The organism is Variovorax sp. Soil_C_19, from assembly GCF_057657255.1.
In genome coordinates, this window is the sequence record NZ_JBDGIV010000010.1 from 111691 (window position 1) to 124800 (window position 13110).

Here is a 13110-nt window from a genome sequence, read left to right on the forward strand (position 1 = left end):
TTCTGCGCGCCCCCGCGCCACAAGCTGGAAAACTTTAGACTCGCCGGATGGTCGATGCCCCGGTCTCTGGTCCCACTGCTGCTGTTCTCCCCGCCACGTCCACGGTGCTTGGTGCCTGTCCGCACGACTGTCCGGACACCTGCGCCCTGGTCACCACCGTGCAGGACGGCGTGGCCGTGAAGCTGCAGGGCAATCCGGCCCATTCGCACACGGCGGGCGTTCTCTGCACCAAGGTGTCGCGCTACATCGAGCGCAACGACCATCCCGAACGTCTGGTCCAGCCGATGAAACGGACCGGCCCCAAGGGCAGCGGCCAGTTCGAACCGGTCAGCTGGGACAGCGCACTCGACGCCATCGCCGCGCAACTCCGCACATTTCAGACAGATCCAGAAACAATTGTGCCTTACAGTTACGCAGGCACGATGGGATTGGTGCAGGGCGAATCGATGGACCGGCGCTTTTTCCACAAGCTCGGTGCCTCGCTGCTCGACCGCACGATCTGCTCCATGGCGGGGGGCGAGGCAATGGTCTACACGCTCGGCGCCAAGGTCGGCATGCGGATCGAGTTCTTTGCCGAGGCCAGGCTGATCCTGATCTGGGGCAGCAATTCCATTGCCAGCAACCTGCATTTCTGGCGCCATGCCCAGGCCGCCAAGCGCGCCGGGGCACGCCTGGTGTGCATCGATCCGCGCCGCACCGAGACCGCCGACAAGTGCGACGAGCACATCGCGCTGCTGCCCGGCACCGACGCCGCGCTGGCCCTGGCCCTGATGCACGAACTCATCGTGCACGACTGGCTCGACCACGACTACATCGCTCGCCACACGCTCGGCTGGGAACAACTGCGCGAGCGCGCGCTGCAATGGCCGCCGTCGCGCGCGGCGGCCGTGTGCGGCGTGCCCGAAGCGCAGATCGTCGCGCTGGCGCGCGACTACGGCACCACCAGGCCAGCCGCGATCCGCCTCAACTACGGCATGCAGCGCGTGCACGGCGGCGGCAACGCGGCGCGCGCCATCGCGTGCCTGCCCGCGCTCGTGGGCGCCTGGCGCGATCGCGCGGGCGGGCTGCTGCTGAGCAGCTCGGGCCACTTTCCGGCCGACCGCGCAGCGTTGCAGCGGCCCGACCTGCTGGCGGGCCGCCGGCCGCGCACCATCAACATGAGCACCATCGGCGATGCGCTCTCCGACCGCGAGAAGCCCATCAAGGCCATCGTGGTCTACAACAGCAACCCGGTCGCTGTGGCGCCCGAGTCGGGCAAGGTGGTGGCGGGCTTCGCGCGCGAAGACCTGTTCACCGTGGTACTCGAGCAGTTCCGCACCGACACCGCCGACTACGCCGACTACCTGCTGCCCGCCACCACGCAGCTCGAACACTGGGACATCCACTGCAGCTACGGCCACACCGACGTGCTGCTGAACCGCCCCGCGGTGGCGCCGCGCGGCGAGGCGCGCAGCAACGCCTGGGTGTTCCGCGAGCTGGCGCGCCGCATGGGCTTCGACGAGCCCTGTTTCTCGGACGACGACGAGGCGCTGTGCCGCATGGCCTTCGCGCCCGGCGCGATCGACCAGGACGCATTGCACGCGAAGGGCTTCGCGAGCCTCGCGCTGACCGAGGCGCCTTTCGCCGAAGGCCGCTTCCCGACGCCGTCGGGCCGCTGCGAGTTCTTCAGTGCGCGCCTCGAAGCGCAAGGGCTCGACGGGCTGCCCGACCATGTGCCCAACCATGAACCGGCGGGCAGTTCGGCCGCGTTCCCGCTCGCGATGATCTCGCCGCCCGCACGCAACTTCCTCAACTCGACCTTCGTCAACGTCAGGAGCCTGCGCGCGATCGAGGGCGAGCCGCTGCTCGAGATCCATGCGGCCGATGCCGCCGCGCGCGGCATCGAGGACGGCGCCATCGTGCGCGTGTTCAACCAGCGCGGCGAGCACCGCTGCCGCGCCGAAGTCTCGCGCCGGGCGCGGCCCGGGGTGGTGCACGGCATGGGCATCTGGTGGCGCAAGTTCGGCCTCGACGGCACCAACGTCAACCAGCTCACGAGCCAGCGCCTGACCGACATCGGCCGCGGCCCGACCTTCTACGACTGCCTCGTGGAGGTGGAGCGCGCGTGAGGCCGGTCGCTGCTGCCGCCGTCGCGCTCGCCGGCACGCTGCTGCTCGGGGGCTGCGCCGACATGGGCTACTACTGGCAGTCGGCGAGCGGCCACCTCGGCATCATGCGGGCCGCCAGGCCGGTGCCCGAATGGCTCGCGGACCCGGCCGCTTCCGAGGCGCTCAAGGCCAAGCTCGCACTCGCGCAGCGCATCCGCCGCTTCGCGGTGACCGAGCTGGCGCTGCCCGACAACCCGAGCTACACCTCGTACGCCGACCTGCAACGCCGGGCCGCGGTGTGGAACGTGGTGGCCGCGCCGCCGTACTCGCTCACGCTCGAGACCTGGTGCTTCCCGGTGGCGGGCTGCGTGGGTTATCGCGGCTACTACGACGAGGCCGCGGCAAGCGCCGAAGCCGAGGCGCAGCGCGCGAAGGGCCTCGAGGCCGCCGTGTACCCGGTGCCGGCCTATTCCACGCTCGGCTGGATGAACTGGGCGGGCGGCGATCCGCTGCTGTCCACCTTCATCGGCTATCCCGAGGGCGAGCTGGCGCGCATCGTGTTCCACGAGCTTGCGCACCAGGTGCTCTACGTGCCGGGCGACACCGTCTTCAACGAGTCGTATGCCACGGCCGTCGAGCGCATCGGCGGCGCGGCCTGGCTCGCGCGCGAGGCCGGCGAGGCGGCGCGTACCGAATACGCGCGCTTCGACGCGCAGCGCCAGCAATTCCGCGCGCTGGCGCTCTCGACGCGGCGCGCGCTCAACGCGGTGTACGCCTCGGCCGAAGCCAAGGCGGGCGACTGGGTGGCCGTCGACGCGATGAAGAAGGCGGCCATGGACGACTTCCGCGCACGCTATGCGCAGTTGCGCGCCGGCTGGCAGGGCCCGCGCCAGGGCGCCTACGACGGCTGGGTGGCGCGCGCGAACAACGCGGCCTTTGCGGCGCAGGGCGCCTACGACGACCTGGTGCCGGCCTTCGAGGCGCTGTTCGAGCGCCAGGGCCGGCAGTGGCCGCGCTTCTACCAGGAGGTGCGCCGCATCGCCGCGCTGCCCACCGACGCCGAGCGCCGCCAGGCCCTGCAGGCCGCGAGCGGCGTGCAACAGACACGACATGAAGAGCACAACCACGGAGATCAGCACGGTGCCTGACATTGAAATCGAAAGAAAGCACGCGCTCGGCATCGCGGGCGCTCGCAGGGTCGCGCGCCGGTGGATCCGGCAGGTCGAGCAGGAGTACGGCCTGGCCTGCAGCTACACCGAGGGCGAGACCTGCGACGTCGCGGCGTTCAGCCGCGCCGGCATCGACGGCAAGGTCGAGGTCACGGCCGACAGCCTGCGGCTGGAGGCCACGCTGGGCTTCCTGTTCAGCAGCTTCAGCCAGCAGATCGAGCAGAAGATCGCGGGCAAGCTCGACGCGCTGCTGGGCAGCCCCGGCGCCACGCACTTTGCCTGAACGGGCCGGGCACACTCTCGTGCCATGACCCATCCCGATTCCTCTTCTTCCCCTGCGGGTCCGCTGGCCGGCCTCAAGGTCGTCGAGCTCGGCCAGTTGATCGCCGGGCCGTTCGCGGCGCGCACGCTGGCCGACTTCGGCGCCGACGTGATCAAGATCGAGCCTCCCGGCGCGGGCGACCCGCTGCGCACCTGGCGGCTGCTGAAGGACGGCACCTCGGTCTGGTGGCAGGTGCAGTCGCGCAACAAGCGTTCGCTCGCGCTCGACCTGCGTCAGCCCGAGGCCCAGGCGATCGTGCGGCAGCTCGCGGCCGAGGCCGATGTGCTGGTCGAGAACTTCCGGCCCGGCGCAATGGAAGGCTGGGGGCTCGGCCCCGACGCGCTGCTGGGCGCCAACCCCGCGCTCGTGATGCTGCGCATCAGCGGCTACGGCCAGACCGGCCCCTACCGCGACAGGCCCGGCTTCGGCGTGGTGGCCGAGGCCATGGGCGGGCTGCGCCACCTCACGGGCGAGCCGGGCCGCGTGCCGGTGCGCGTGGGCGTGTCGATCGGCGACACCCTGGCGTCGCTGCACGGCGTCATCGGCGTGCTGATGGCGCTGCAGCACCGCCATGCCACCGTGAGTGCCGCGCATCCGAAAGGCCGCGGCCAGGTGGTCGACGTGGCGCTCTACGAAGCCGTCTTCAACTGCATGGAAAGCCTGCTGCCCGAGTACAGCGCCTTCGGGGCGGTGCGCGAGGCGGCCGGCAGCGCGCTGCCGGGCATTGCGCCGACGAATGCCTACCGCTGCGGCGACGGCGGCTACGCCATCGTGGCGGGCAACGGCGACAGCATCTTCCGCCGCCTCATGGCCTGCATCGGCCGGCCCGACCTGGCGGCCGATCCGGCCCTGGCGAGCAACGCGGGCCGGGTCGCGCAGGTCGAGATGCTCGATGCCGCGATCGGCGACTGGGCCGCCGCGCGAACGGTGGACGAGGTGCTCGCCGCGCTCGAGGCGGCGCAGGTGCCGGCCGGGCGCATCTACACCATCGCCGACATTGCGGCCGATCCGCACTATGCGGCGCGCGGCATGCTGCAGCAGGTGCGCATGCCCGACGGCAGCGCGCTCGCGGTGCCCGGCTTCGTGCCCAAGCTGTCGCTCACGCCGGCCAGCCACCGGCGCAACGCACCGGCGCTCGGTGCCGATACCGACGCGGTGCTGAAGGAGATCGGGCTCAGCGCCGAGCAGATCGCCGCGCTGCATGCGCGCGGCATCGTCGGCTGAAGGCGGGCCTCAGCCCCGCAGCGACTCGATCAGGTCGATGTACTTCTGCTTGGACTCGTCGCTGCCGGTGCCCTTGTTGGCGGTCCAGGCGTCCCACTTGGCGCGCGCGACGATGTCGCTGAAGCTGGGCTTCTTGGCGGTGTTGTCGCCTTCGGTCGCCTGCTTGAACAGGCCGTAGATCTTGAGCAGCGTCGGGTTGTCGGGGCGCTCGGCCAGGAGCTTGGAATTGGCCTGGGCGGCTTCGAATCGGGCGTTGAGGTCGTCGGACATTGGCGGTCAATCTGAAGAAGTTGGGTCGGATGGCGCATCTTACGGCGCGGTACGCCTTGGTACCGCGCCGTGGTTCACTCGGACAGCCCGGCGCGGGCCAGCTCCACGTCGAGGCGTTCCTTGGCATCGGCCGGCGTCAATGCCGCGGCCTTCTCGTACAGCCGCGTGGCCTCGCCCATGCGGCCGTCGCCGTGCAGCATGAGCAGCGCGCGGCCGTATTCCATGAGCGCGCCCGGAGAATGCGGGTTCAGCTGGAGACCGCGCTCGAACAGCTCGACCGCGGTCTCGGCACGCACGCCGTAGGTCATGCGGCCCACCAGCGCACCGACCTTGTCGATCACCTCGGCATGGAAGGCGGCGAGCGCCACATGCGCGTCGGCATGGGCGGGCTGCAGTTCGATCACGCGCTCGAGCGCATGCTTGAGCTTGCTGCCGAGCCCCTGCGCCAGCGCGCGCGCCACGCTGATGCCCTGGCTGTAGCGGCCCAGCGCATACGACTGCCAGTAGAGCGCATGGCAGTTGTCGGGTTCGGCCTCGGCCTGCGCGCTCGCGCGCTCGATCACATGGCGGAACATCGCGAGCCGCACCGATTCGCGCGGCTCCAGGTAGTTGGCGTAGACGGCCGTGGCCTGGTTGGCGAGCAGCAGCCCGTCGGCGCCGTGCGCGAGGCCGAGCGCGGCAGCCAGCTCGAACTGGCCGCTGTGGTACAGCGCCCAGCCCTCGGCCAGCGGGTCGCCCGCGGCGGGCGGCGGTAGCGCATGGCCGGCATGCAGCCGGTGCCAGTGGTCGAGCAGGCTGTGGGCGTCGTAGCGCGGCACGTCGGGGTAGGGCAGCGGCGTCCAGGGTTCCGCCGCCGCAGCAGCAACCGGAGCGGCGGACATCAGCGAGAGCGGCTTGAAGTCGGGCATGGCTTTCACTTGCGCTAGGCAGCCACGCGGGAGGAGGCTGCCGAGGGCCGCGCGGCGGCGGCGTTCTCGTCGTGATCTTCGCCGCCGTAGGCGTGGCTCAGTGTCAGCAAATGCCGCCGCTGTTCGCGTCCGAGGTAGGGCGCGAGCAGGTGCAGCGTGTGCTGAGCGCCGCGCATCAGCGCACCCTGCGCATGGCTCGGTTCGAGCGCCTCGCGCGGATTGCGCACGTATTCGTAGCTGAGCCAGTAGGTCAGCACCACGACCATGCTCTGCGCCAGCGTGTCGATCTCGTCGGCATCGATGTCGAGGTGGCCGGACCGTCCGAGCCCCTCGACCAGCGTGCGGATCGCGCGCGCCTTGTTCTTGAGCACGAGCTGGAACTGCGTCTCGAGATGCCGGTTCTTGCTCAGCAGGTCGTTGAGGTCGCGGTAGAGGAAGCGGTAGCGCCAGATCAGCTCGAACAGGCTGTGCATGAAGAACCAGGCGTCCTCCACGTCGTGCACGCCTTCGCTCGCGTGCAGCAGCTCGTTGAGCTCGGCTTCATAGCCTTCGTAGAGCCGGTTGATCAGCTCTTCCTTGGCGGGGTAGTGGTAGTAGAGATTGCCCGGGCTGATGTTCAGTTCGCCCGCCACGAGCGTGGTGGAGACGTTCGGCTCGCCGAATCTGTTGAAAAGCGCGAGTGCGGCTTCGAGGATGCGTTGCGCGGTTCGGCGTGGCGCCTTCTTGGCCATGTCGGTCCCCAGGTTTGTCTCTTGGGAACACTCTAGCGCATGTGCGCTGCAGCATGAACCGGCAGGGCCATGTTTTGCGGCAGCGCGCATTTTGTGCACCGCCGCAAAAAGAAGAAGACGGTCGCCTACGCGGCCTTGCCGGTGCCGCGCCGCACGGTCTTCTTGGCGGCCGTGGCCGCCGGGGCTGCGCTGCGGCCCGCCGTCTTGCGGCTCGCCCCGCGCGCCGGTGCGGCGGCCTTGCCGGCGCGCTGCAGTTCGGCCTCGAGCGCTGTCACGCGCGCCTGCAGTGCGGCGTGCTCGGCCGGCGTGGGATAGCCGATCTTTTCGAGGGCGCGTCCCACGCGCTCTTCGAAGATGTTCTCGAGCTTGCCCCACTGGCCCGCTGCCTTCGTGCCGAACTCGTTGGCAAAGCCCGACATGCGTGCCTGGGCCTGCGCAAGCGTTTCCTCGGCGGCCTGCTGCGTCTTCTTCTGCATGCCGGTGCCGTCCTTCACCAGCGCCTCGAAGGCCTTGCTGCCTTCCTGCTGCATCTTGGCGAAGGCGCCGAGCCCTGCGAGCCAGATCTGCTGCGCGGAATCCTTGATGCGGTCGGCGTTCTTGCCGCCTTGTTCGTCGTCGTCCTGGGTCGCCATGGCGTGTTCCTGTGAAAGCAAAGGGTCGGGCCACTCTAGCCGCAAGCCGCCTCCACCTTTAGAGCCGCGCACCTATCCTCCAGCGGCGCGGCTCGCTTCGAGATGGGTTTTCGCGCGCTCGGCCAGCGCCATCTCGCCCGGCGTCTGCGGGATGTAGGGCTGCACCGGCAGCGGACGGCCATGCGAATCGACCGAGACGAAGACGATCAGGCATTCGGTGGTCTTGTCCATCGAGCCGCCCTTCATGTCGCCGCTGCGCACCTCGACCGAGATGTTCATGCTGGTCTTGCCGGTATAGGCCAGCCGCGCTTCGACCTCCACCAGGTCGCCGATCATGATCGGATGGTGAAAGCGGATGCTGCCGATGAACGCCGTCACGCAATAGCGCTTGGCCCAGCTGGTGGCGCAGGCGTAGCCCGCCTCGTCGATCCACTTCATGACGGTGCCGCCATGGACCTTGCCGCCGAAGTTCACGGTGCTGGGCTCGGCCAGGAACCGGAGGGTGATGGAAGACATGCGCCGCCTTTGCAACTGTTAAATCTGGGGAGCGCAATTATGCGAGGCGCCCGCCGCCGGAATGCACCGCCGGTCGGCCCGGCAGGCGCGTTCAGCCGCGGCCGAACAGCTCGGCCAGCGTGCGCCGCAGCCAGGCATTGCCGGCATCGGCATGGAAGCGCTCGTGCCAGTGCTGCTTGACCGCGTAGGCCGGCAGTTCGAACGGCGGCTCCAGCAACTTGACCGGCTCCTGCGTGACGAGCACCTTGCCGAGGATCGCCGGCACGATCACGATCAACTCGGTGTGTGCCACGATGCGCGCCACGCTCAGGAAGCTCGACAGGCTGACCACCACGTGGCGCCGCAGGCCGAGCCGCGCGATGGTCTTGTCGACGATGGCATGGCCGGTGCCCGACGAGGCCACCACCGCGTGCGCCTCGGTCTCGAAGCGCTTCTGCGTGAGGCGCGCGTCGATGCGCGGATGGTTGCGCGCCGCGAGGCAGACGAAGCTCTGCATGAAGAGCGTCTGCTGGTAGAAGCCCGCGTCGAGCTGCGGCATGAAGCCCACCGCCAGGTCGACCGCGCCGTCCTCGAGCCGGCGCGCGCTCTCGGTCGAGATGATCTCGGTCTCGATGCGCACCCCGGGCGCGGCCAGCCGCAGGTGGTCGAGCAGGCCCGGCAGCAGCACCACCTCGCTGATGTCGGTCATGCAGATGCGGAAGCTGCGCTGCGCGGTGGCCGGATCGAAGCTGGCGCGCCCGCCCTTGGCGCGGTTCAGCCGGTCGAGGATGTCGAGCACCAGCGGCTGGATCTGCCGCGCATAGGGCGTGGGCTCCATGCCGCGCGAGGTGCGCACGAACAACCGGTCGCCGAAATGCGTGCGCAGCCGCGCCAGCGCGGTGCTTGCGGCCGACTGCGAAAGGCCGAGCCGCTCGGCGGCGCTCGACACGTTGGCCGTCTTGTAGACCTCGTCGAACACCAGCAGCCATTCGAGATCGAGCTGGGCCATGTCGCCACTCCTGTGCGTCGTGTGAAGCCACCATTATCGAAAAATGCGATCGGGCCTATCGCCCGAGACCTGTTGCGCCAATAGTAGTGCCGGCGCAAGATCGCCGCTTGCCCAGGAGCCACGGCCACACGCCGCCGGAGACCACGAATGAACCCCACTGCCAGCAAGCCGGCCGCCCCGGCTCCCGCCAATGCGGCCGAGCGCCGTGCCTACTACGAGCGCATTCGCCCACTGAACCTCACGCCGCTGTGGGAGTCGCTGCATGCGCTGGTGCCACGCGAGCCCGCTACGCCGTGCGTGCCCGCGCTCTGGCGCTACGAGGAGATCCGGCCGCTGCTGATGGCGTCGGCCGAGCTCATCACCGCCGAGGAGGCCGTGCGCCGCGTGCTCGTGCTCGAGAACCCCGCGCTGCCCGGCAACTCGTCGATCACGCAGTCGATCTACGCCGGCCTGCAGCTCATCATGCCGGGCGAGGTCGCGCCGTCGCACCGCCATGTGCAGTCGGCGCTGCGCTTCATCGTCGACGGCAAGGGCGCCTACACCACCGTGGGCGGCGAGCGCACCACCATGTTCCCGGGCGACTTCATCATCACGCCGTCGTGGGCCTGGCACGACCATGGCAACGAGGGCATCGGCGGCACGGTGGAGCCGGTGGTCTGGCTCGACGGCCTCGACATCCCGATGCTGCGCTTCTTCGATGCCGGCTTCGCCGAGAACGACGATGCCAAGGTGCAGCATGTGGCACGCCCCGAGGGCAACAGCCTCGCGCGCTTCGGCCACAACATGGTGCCGGTGCGCCACGACCATGTGTCGCCGACCTCGCCGATCTTCAACTATCCCTACGCCCGCAGCCGCGAGGCGCTGGCCCTGCTGCAGAAGCAGGAAGCGCCCGACGCCTGGCTCGGCCACAAGCTGCGCTACATCAACCCGCTGACCGGCGGCGCGCCGATGCCGACCATCGGCACCCAGCTGCAGCTGCTGCCCAAGGGCTTTGCGGGCCGATCGCATCGCACGACCGACGGCACCGTCTACAGCGTGGTCGAGGGCCGCGGCACGGCCGAGATCGCGGGCCAGCGCTTCGACTTCGCGCCGCGCGACACCTTCGTCGTGCCCTCGTGGGCGCCGCTGCGCCTGCTGGCGCCGGGCGAAGACGTGGTGCTGTTCAGCTTCTCGGACCGTCCGGTGCAGCAGGCCATGGGCGTGCTGCGCGAAGCCTTCCTCGACGACGCCTGAAGCGCGGCGACCGCTTCCGTTATTTTCTTGTTCGACCGTGTGCCGCCCCGAGCGGCAGGAGTTCCCCATGTCCTTCGTCTTCACGCCCCCTTCGATCGTCGGCCTGCCCATCGTGGGCAGCGACCAGCAGTTTCCTGTGCGCCGCGTCTACTGCGTGGGCCGCAACTACGCGGCGCACGCGCGCGAGATGGGCTTCGACCCCGACCGGGAGCCGCCGTTCTTCTTCTGCAAGCCCAATGACGACGCCTCGGTGGTGCCGGTGGCCGAAGGCCAGACGGGCGCCATTCCCTATCCGCCGCTCACGAGCAACTACCACTATGAGGCCGAGCTCGTCGTCGCCATCGGCAAGGGCGGCCGCGACATTCCGGTCGAGCAGGCCGCGAGCCACATCCACGGCTATGCGGTGGGCCTCGACATGACGCGCCGCGACTTGCAGATGAAGATGCGCGAACAGGGCCGCCCGTGGGAGATCGGCAAGGCCTTCGACTTCTCGGCACCCATCGCGCCGCTGCGCACGCTGGCCGACGTGGGCGAGATCAACGATGGCGCCATCGTGCTGGAGGTCGACGGCGAGGTGCGCCAGAAGAGCGACATCACGCACCTGATCTGGTCGGTGAACGAAGTGATCGCCAATCTGTCGACGCTCTTCACCCTGCAGCCCGGCGACCTGATCTTCACAGGCACGCCCGAAGGCGTGGGTGCGGTGAAGCCCGGGCAGACGATCAAGGTCGGCATCGACCGCCTGCCCTCGCTCACCGTGCGCATCGACTGACCGGCCATGACCCGCTCGCAGAAGAACCCTCCCACCGTGCTGCTGGTTGGCGGCGGCATCGGCGGCATGGCCGCGGCGCTGGCGCTCGCGCGGCTCGGCGTGTCGATCGACCTGCTCGAGCAGAGCGCCACCATCGGCGAGATCGGCGCCGGCCTGCAGCTCGGCCCGAATGCGTTTGCGGCGCTCGACGCACTCGGCGTGGGCGAGGCGGTGCGGCGCGACTCGGTGTTCACCGACCGGCTGGTGATGATGGACGCCGTCGACTGCAGCGAAGTCGCCTCGGTGCCGGTGGGCGAGGGGTTCCGCGCGCGCTTCGGCAATCCGTACGCGGTGAGCCACCGGGCCGACCTGCACGGCGCGATCCACGAGGCGGTGAAACGCCATCCGCTGATCCGCTTCCACACCTCGGCGCAGGTCGAAGCCATCGACAGCGGCGCGCGCGGCGTGACCGCGGTCACGCGCGACGGCCGGCGCTTCCAGGCCGACGCGATCGTCGGCTGCGACGGCGTCAAGTCGGTGGTGCGCGCGCAGATCGTGGGCGATGCGCCGCGGGTGTCGGGCCATGTGGTTTACCGCGCCGTGGTGCCGGTGGCCGACATGCCGGCCGACCTGCGCTGGAACGCGCCCGTGGTCTGGGCCGGGCCCAACTGCCACCTGGTGCATTACCCGCTGCGCCATGGCGAGCAGTACAACCTGGTCGTCACCTTCCACAGCCGCGAGCAGGAGGAGTGGGGCGTGACCGACGGCAGCAAGGACGAGGTGCTCTCGTACTTCGAGGGCGTGCATGCGCGCCCGCGCCAACTGCTCGACCGGCCGACCTCGTGGCGCCGCTGGAGCACGGCCGACCGGGATCCGGTCGAGCGCTGGAGCGACGGCCCCGCCACGCTGCTCGGCGACGCCGCGCATCCGATGATGCAGTACCTCGCACAGGGCGCCTGCATGGCGCTCGAAGATGCGGTGACGCTCGGCGAGGCCGTGAAGGCCTGCGGCTTCGACATGCCCGCCGCCTTCAGGCTCTACGAATCGGCGCGCACCGCGCGCACCGCGCGCGTGGTGCTGTCGGTGCGCGAGATGGGCCGGCTCTACCATGCCAAGGGCGTGGAGCGGCTGGTGCGCAACAGCCTCTGGGCCGGCCGCACGCCCGAACGCTTCTACGATGCGGTCGAGTGGCTCTATGCCTGGCGGCCGGAGCGCTGCCTCGACGATGCGGCTGCCGCGGCGTCGTCGCACTGACAACACCATTCGAGGCCCAAGGCCCAGGAGACAAGACACCATGAACAACTTTTCGCGCACATTGCTGGCCACCGTGCTCGGCCTCGGCGCCGCCACCGCCGCCCTGGCGCAGGCCGAGGCCGACTTCCCGCGCAAGCCGGTGACGCTGGTCACGCCGTTCGCCGCCGGCAGCGGCCCCGACGCGGTGCTGCGGCTCGTGTCCGACAAGCTCTCGCGGCTGTGGAACCAGCGCGTGGTGGTCGACAACAAGCCCGGCGGCGGCGGCTTCATCGCCATCGACCAGGCACGGCGCGCCGCGCCCGACGGCTACACGCTGCTGCAGCTCGACAGCGAGCACGTCGCCGCGCTGCCGCACCTGTACAAGTCGCGCAACTTCGTCACGCTGCAGCATTTCGATCCGGTGGCCTCGCTGTTCCGCACGCCGTTCTTCGTGGCCGTGGGCACCGACTCGAAATGGAAGACCATGGGCGACCTGATCGCCTCGGCCAAGGCCGAGCCCGAGGCCATCGTCTACGGCTCGTGGGGCGTCGGCAGCCCCGGCCATCTCGGCGCGCAGCAGCTCGAGGCGCTCACGGGCATCCGCATGCGCCATGCACCGTACCGCGAGGTCTCGCAGCTCTATTCGAACGTGGGCACCGGCGACGTGCCATGGGCCTTCGCGAGCATTCCGTCGAGCCAGGGCATCTACAAGGCCGGCAAGCTGCGCTACATCGCGGTGGCGGCGCCAAAGCGCATTCCGCAGCTGCCCGACGTGCCGACCATGGCCGAAGCGGGTGGCCCGGCGTCGCTGGAGGTGAACTCCTTCGTCTCGCTGCTCGCGCCCAAGGGCGTGCCCGCGGCAGTGAAGGCGAAAATCAACGCCGACGTCGCCAAGGTCATCGCCGATCCCGAGATTCGCGCGCGCTTCGACACCTTCGCTTTCGAGCCGCTGGCCTGGTCGCCCGAAGAGATCCAGCGCAACGCCGAGGCCAAGTCGAAGATCTATGGCGATCTGGTGCGCCGCGGCAACATCAGCCTCGAATAGC

14 protein-coding genes are annotated in these 13110 nt (G+C 69.7%); 8 read left to right on the forward strand and 6 right to left on the reverse strand.

Annotation, left to right across the window (positions count from 1 at the left end):
• The first annotated feature begins 47 nt into the window (after positions 1-47).
• The 4 genes from AC3A6R_RS19255 to AC3A6R_RS19270 all read left to right on the forward strand — a co-directional run bounded on the left by AC3A6R_RS19255 (position 48) and on the right by AC3A6R_RS19270 (position 4802).
• Positions 48-2108, forward strand: coding sequence for a molybdopterin-containing oxidoreductase family protein (locus AC3A6R_RS19255; RefSeq protein WP_487865269.1), 2061 nt, complete (start codon positions 48-50; stop codon positions 2106-2108).
• Between the two features lie 62 nt (positions 2109-2170).
• Entirely contained in the window at positions 2171-3235 is a 1065-nt protein-coding gene (locus tag AC3A6R_RS19260) for an aminopeptidase (protein WP_487865304.1), read from the forward strand.
• A complete protein-coding gene (locus AC3A6R_RS19265) occupies positions 3228-3539 on the forward strand; it encodes a polyhydroxyalkanoic acid system family protein (protein WP_487865270.1) in 312 nt (103 codons plus the stop codon). The genes AC3A6R_RS19260 and AC3A6R_RS19265 overlap by 8 nt, the downstream gene beginning before the upstream one ends.
• Before the next feature lie 24 nt (positions 3540-3563).
• The gene (locus tag AC3A6R_RS19270) at positions 3564-4802 is read left to right on the forward strand and encodes a CaiB/BaiF CoA transferase family protein (RefSeq protein WP_487865271.1); all 1239 of its coding nucleotides are present in this window, start codon (positions 3564-3566) and stop codon (positions 4800-4802) included.
• A 9-nt stretch (positions 4803-4811) separates the two neighbouring features.
• On the opposite strand, the gene AC3A6R_RS19275 is transcribed toward AC3A6R_RS19270, so the two are convergent.
• The 6 genes from AC3A6R_RS19275 to AC3A6R_RS19300 form a co-directional block, all read right to left on the reverse strand.
• Positions 4812-5072: an acyl-CoA-binding protein gene (locus tag AC3A6R_RS19275; RefSeq protein WP_487865272.1), complete on the reverse strand. Its 261-nt coding sequence runs from the start codon at positions 5070-5072 to the stop codon at positions 4812-4814.
• A gap of 74 nt (positions 5073-5146) precedes the next feature.
• Positions 5147-5953: a hypothetical protein gene (locus AC3A6R_RS19280; RefSeq protein WP_487865305.1), complete on the reverse strand. Its 807-nt coding sequence runs from the start codon at positions 5951-5953 to the stop codon at positions 5147-5149.
• A gap of 41 nt (positions 5954-5994) precedes the next feature.
• A complete protein-coding gene (locus AC3A6R_RS19285) occupies positions 5995-6711 on the reverse strand; it encodes a TetR/AcrR family transcriptional regulator (protein WP_487861207.1) in 717 nt (238 codons plus the stop codon).
• 125 nt (positions 6712-6836) lie between these two features.
• Positions 6837-7343 carry a phasin family protein gene (locus AC3A6R_RS19290; RefSeq protein ID WP_487865273.1) on the reverse strand — a complete coding sequence of 169 codons (507 nt, stop codon included), beginning with the start codon at positions 7341-7343 and terminating at the stop codon, positions 6837-6839.
• 72 nt (positions 7344-7415) lie between these two features.
• On the reverse strand, positions 7416-7859 hold the full coding sequence (locus tag AC3A6R_RS19295) for an acyl-CoA thioesterase (protein WP_487861209.1): 444 nt from the start codon (positions 7857-7859) through the stop codon (positions 7416-7418).
• A gap of 91 nt (positions 7860-7950) precedes the next feature.
• A complete protein-coding gene (locus tag AC3A6R_RS19300) occupies positions 7951-8847 on the reverse strand; it encodes a LysR family transcriptional regulator (protein WP_487865274.1) in 897 nt (298 codons plus the stop codon).
• A gap of 147 nt (positions 8848-8994) precedes the next feature.
• Between AC3A6R_RS19300 and gtdA the strand changes: the two genes are divergently transcribed.
• From gtdA to AC3A6R_RS19320, 4 genes are all read left to right on the forward strand, one after another.
• Entirely contained in the window at positions 8995-10080 is a 1086-nt protein-coding gene (gtdA, locus tag AC3A6R_RS19305; protein WP_487861211.1) for a gentisate 1,2-dioxygenase, read from the forward strand.
• A 67-nt stretch (positions 10081-10147) separates the two neighbouring features.
• Entirely contained in the window at positions 10148-10852 is a 705-nt protein-coding gene (locus AC3A6R_RS19310) for a fumarylacetoacetate hydrolase family protein (RefSeq protein ID WP_487861212.1), read from the forward strand.
• 6 nt (positions 10853-10858) lie between these two features.
• Positions 10859-12085, forward strand: coding sequence for a 3-hydroxybenzoate 6-monooxygenase (locus tag AC3A6R_RS19315; RefSeq protein ID WP_487865275.1), 1227 nt, complete (start codon positions 10859-10861; stop codon positions 12083-12085).
• Positions 12086-12125: 40 nt separating this feature from the next.
• Positions 12126-13109 carry a Bug family tripartite tricarboxylate transporter substrate binding protein gene (locus AC3A6R_RS19320; RefSeq protein ID WP_487861214.1) on the forward strand — a complete coding sequence of 328 codons (984 nt, stop codon included), beginning with the start codon at positions 12126-12128 and terminating at the stop codon, positions 13107-13109.
• The last annotated feature ends 1 nt before the right edge of the window (position 13110 follow it).

Excerpts from the sequence above, each read along its gene's own strand:
- AC3A6R_RS19255 (WP_487865269.1), top strand. The coding sequence starts at position 48 with ATGGTCGATGCCCCGGTCTCTGGTCCCACTGCTGCTGTTCTCCCCGCC.
- AC3A6R_RS19260 (WP_487865304.1), top strand. The coding sequence starts at position 2,171 with ATGGGCTACTACTGGCAGTCGGCGAGCGGCCACCTCGGCATCATGCGG.
- AC3A6R_RS19270 (WP_487865271.1), top strand. The coding sequence starts at position 3,564 with ATGACCCATCCCGATTCCTCTTCTTCCCCTGCGGGTCCGCTGGCCGGC.
- AC3A6R_RS19275 (WP_487865272.1), bottom strand. The coding sequence starts at position 5,072 with ATGTCCGACGACCTCAACGCCCGATTCGAAGCCGCCCAGGCCAATTCC.
- AC3A6R_RS19280 (WP_487865305.1), bottom strand. The coding sequence starts at position 5,953 with ATGTCCGCCGCTCCGGTTGCTGCTGCGGCGGCGGAACCCTGGACGCCG.
- AC3A6R_RS19285 (WP_487861207.1), bottom strand. The coding sequence starts at position 6,711 with ATGGCCAAGAAGGCGCCACGCCGAACCGCGCAACGCATCCTCGAAGCC.
- AC3A6R_RS19290 (WP_487865273.1), bottom strand. The coding sequence starts at position 7,343 with ATGGCGACCCAGGACGACGACGAACAAGGCGGCAAGAACGCCGACCGC.
- AC3A6R_RS19295 (WP_487861209.1), bottom strand. The coding sequence starts at position 7,859 with ATGTCTTCCATCACCCTCCGGTTCCTGGCCGAGCCCAGCACCGTGAAC.
- AC3A6R_RS19300 (WP_487865274.1), bottom strand. The coding sequence starts at position 8,847 with ATGGCCCAGCTCGATCTCGAATGGCTGCTGGTGTTCGACGAGGTCTAC.
- gtdA (WP_487861211.1), top strand. The coding sequence starts at position 8,995 with ATGAACCCCACTGCCAGCAAGCCGGCCGCCCCGGCTCCCGCCAATGCG.
- AC3A6R_RS19310 (WP_487861212.1), top strand. The coding sequence starts at position 10,148 with ATGTCCTTCGTCTTCACGCCCCCTTCGATCGTCGGCCTGCCCATCGTG.
- AC3A6R_RS19315 (WP_487865275.1), top strand. The coding sequence starts at position 10,859 with ATGACCCGCTCGCAGAAGAACCCTCCCACCGTGCTGCTGGTTGGCGGC.
- AC3A6R_RS19320 (WP_487861214.1), top strand. The coding sequence starts at position 12,126 with ATGAACAACTTTTCGCGCACATTGCTGGCCACCGTGCTCGGCCTCGGC.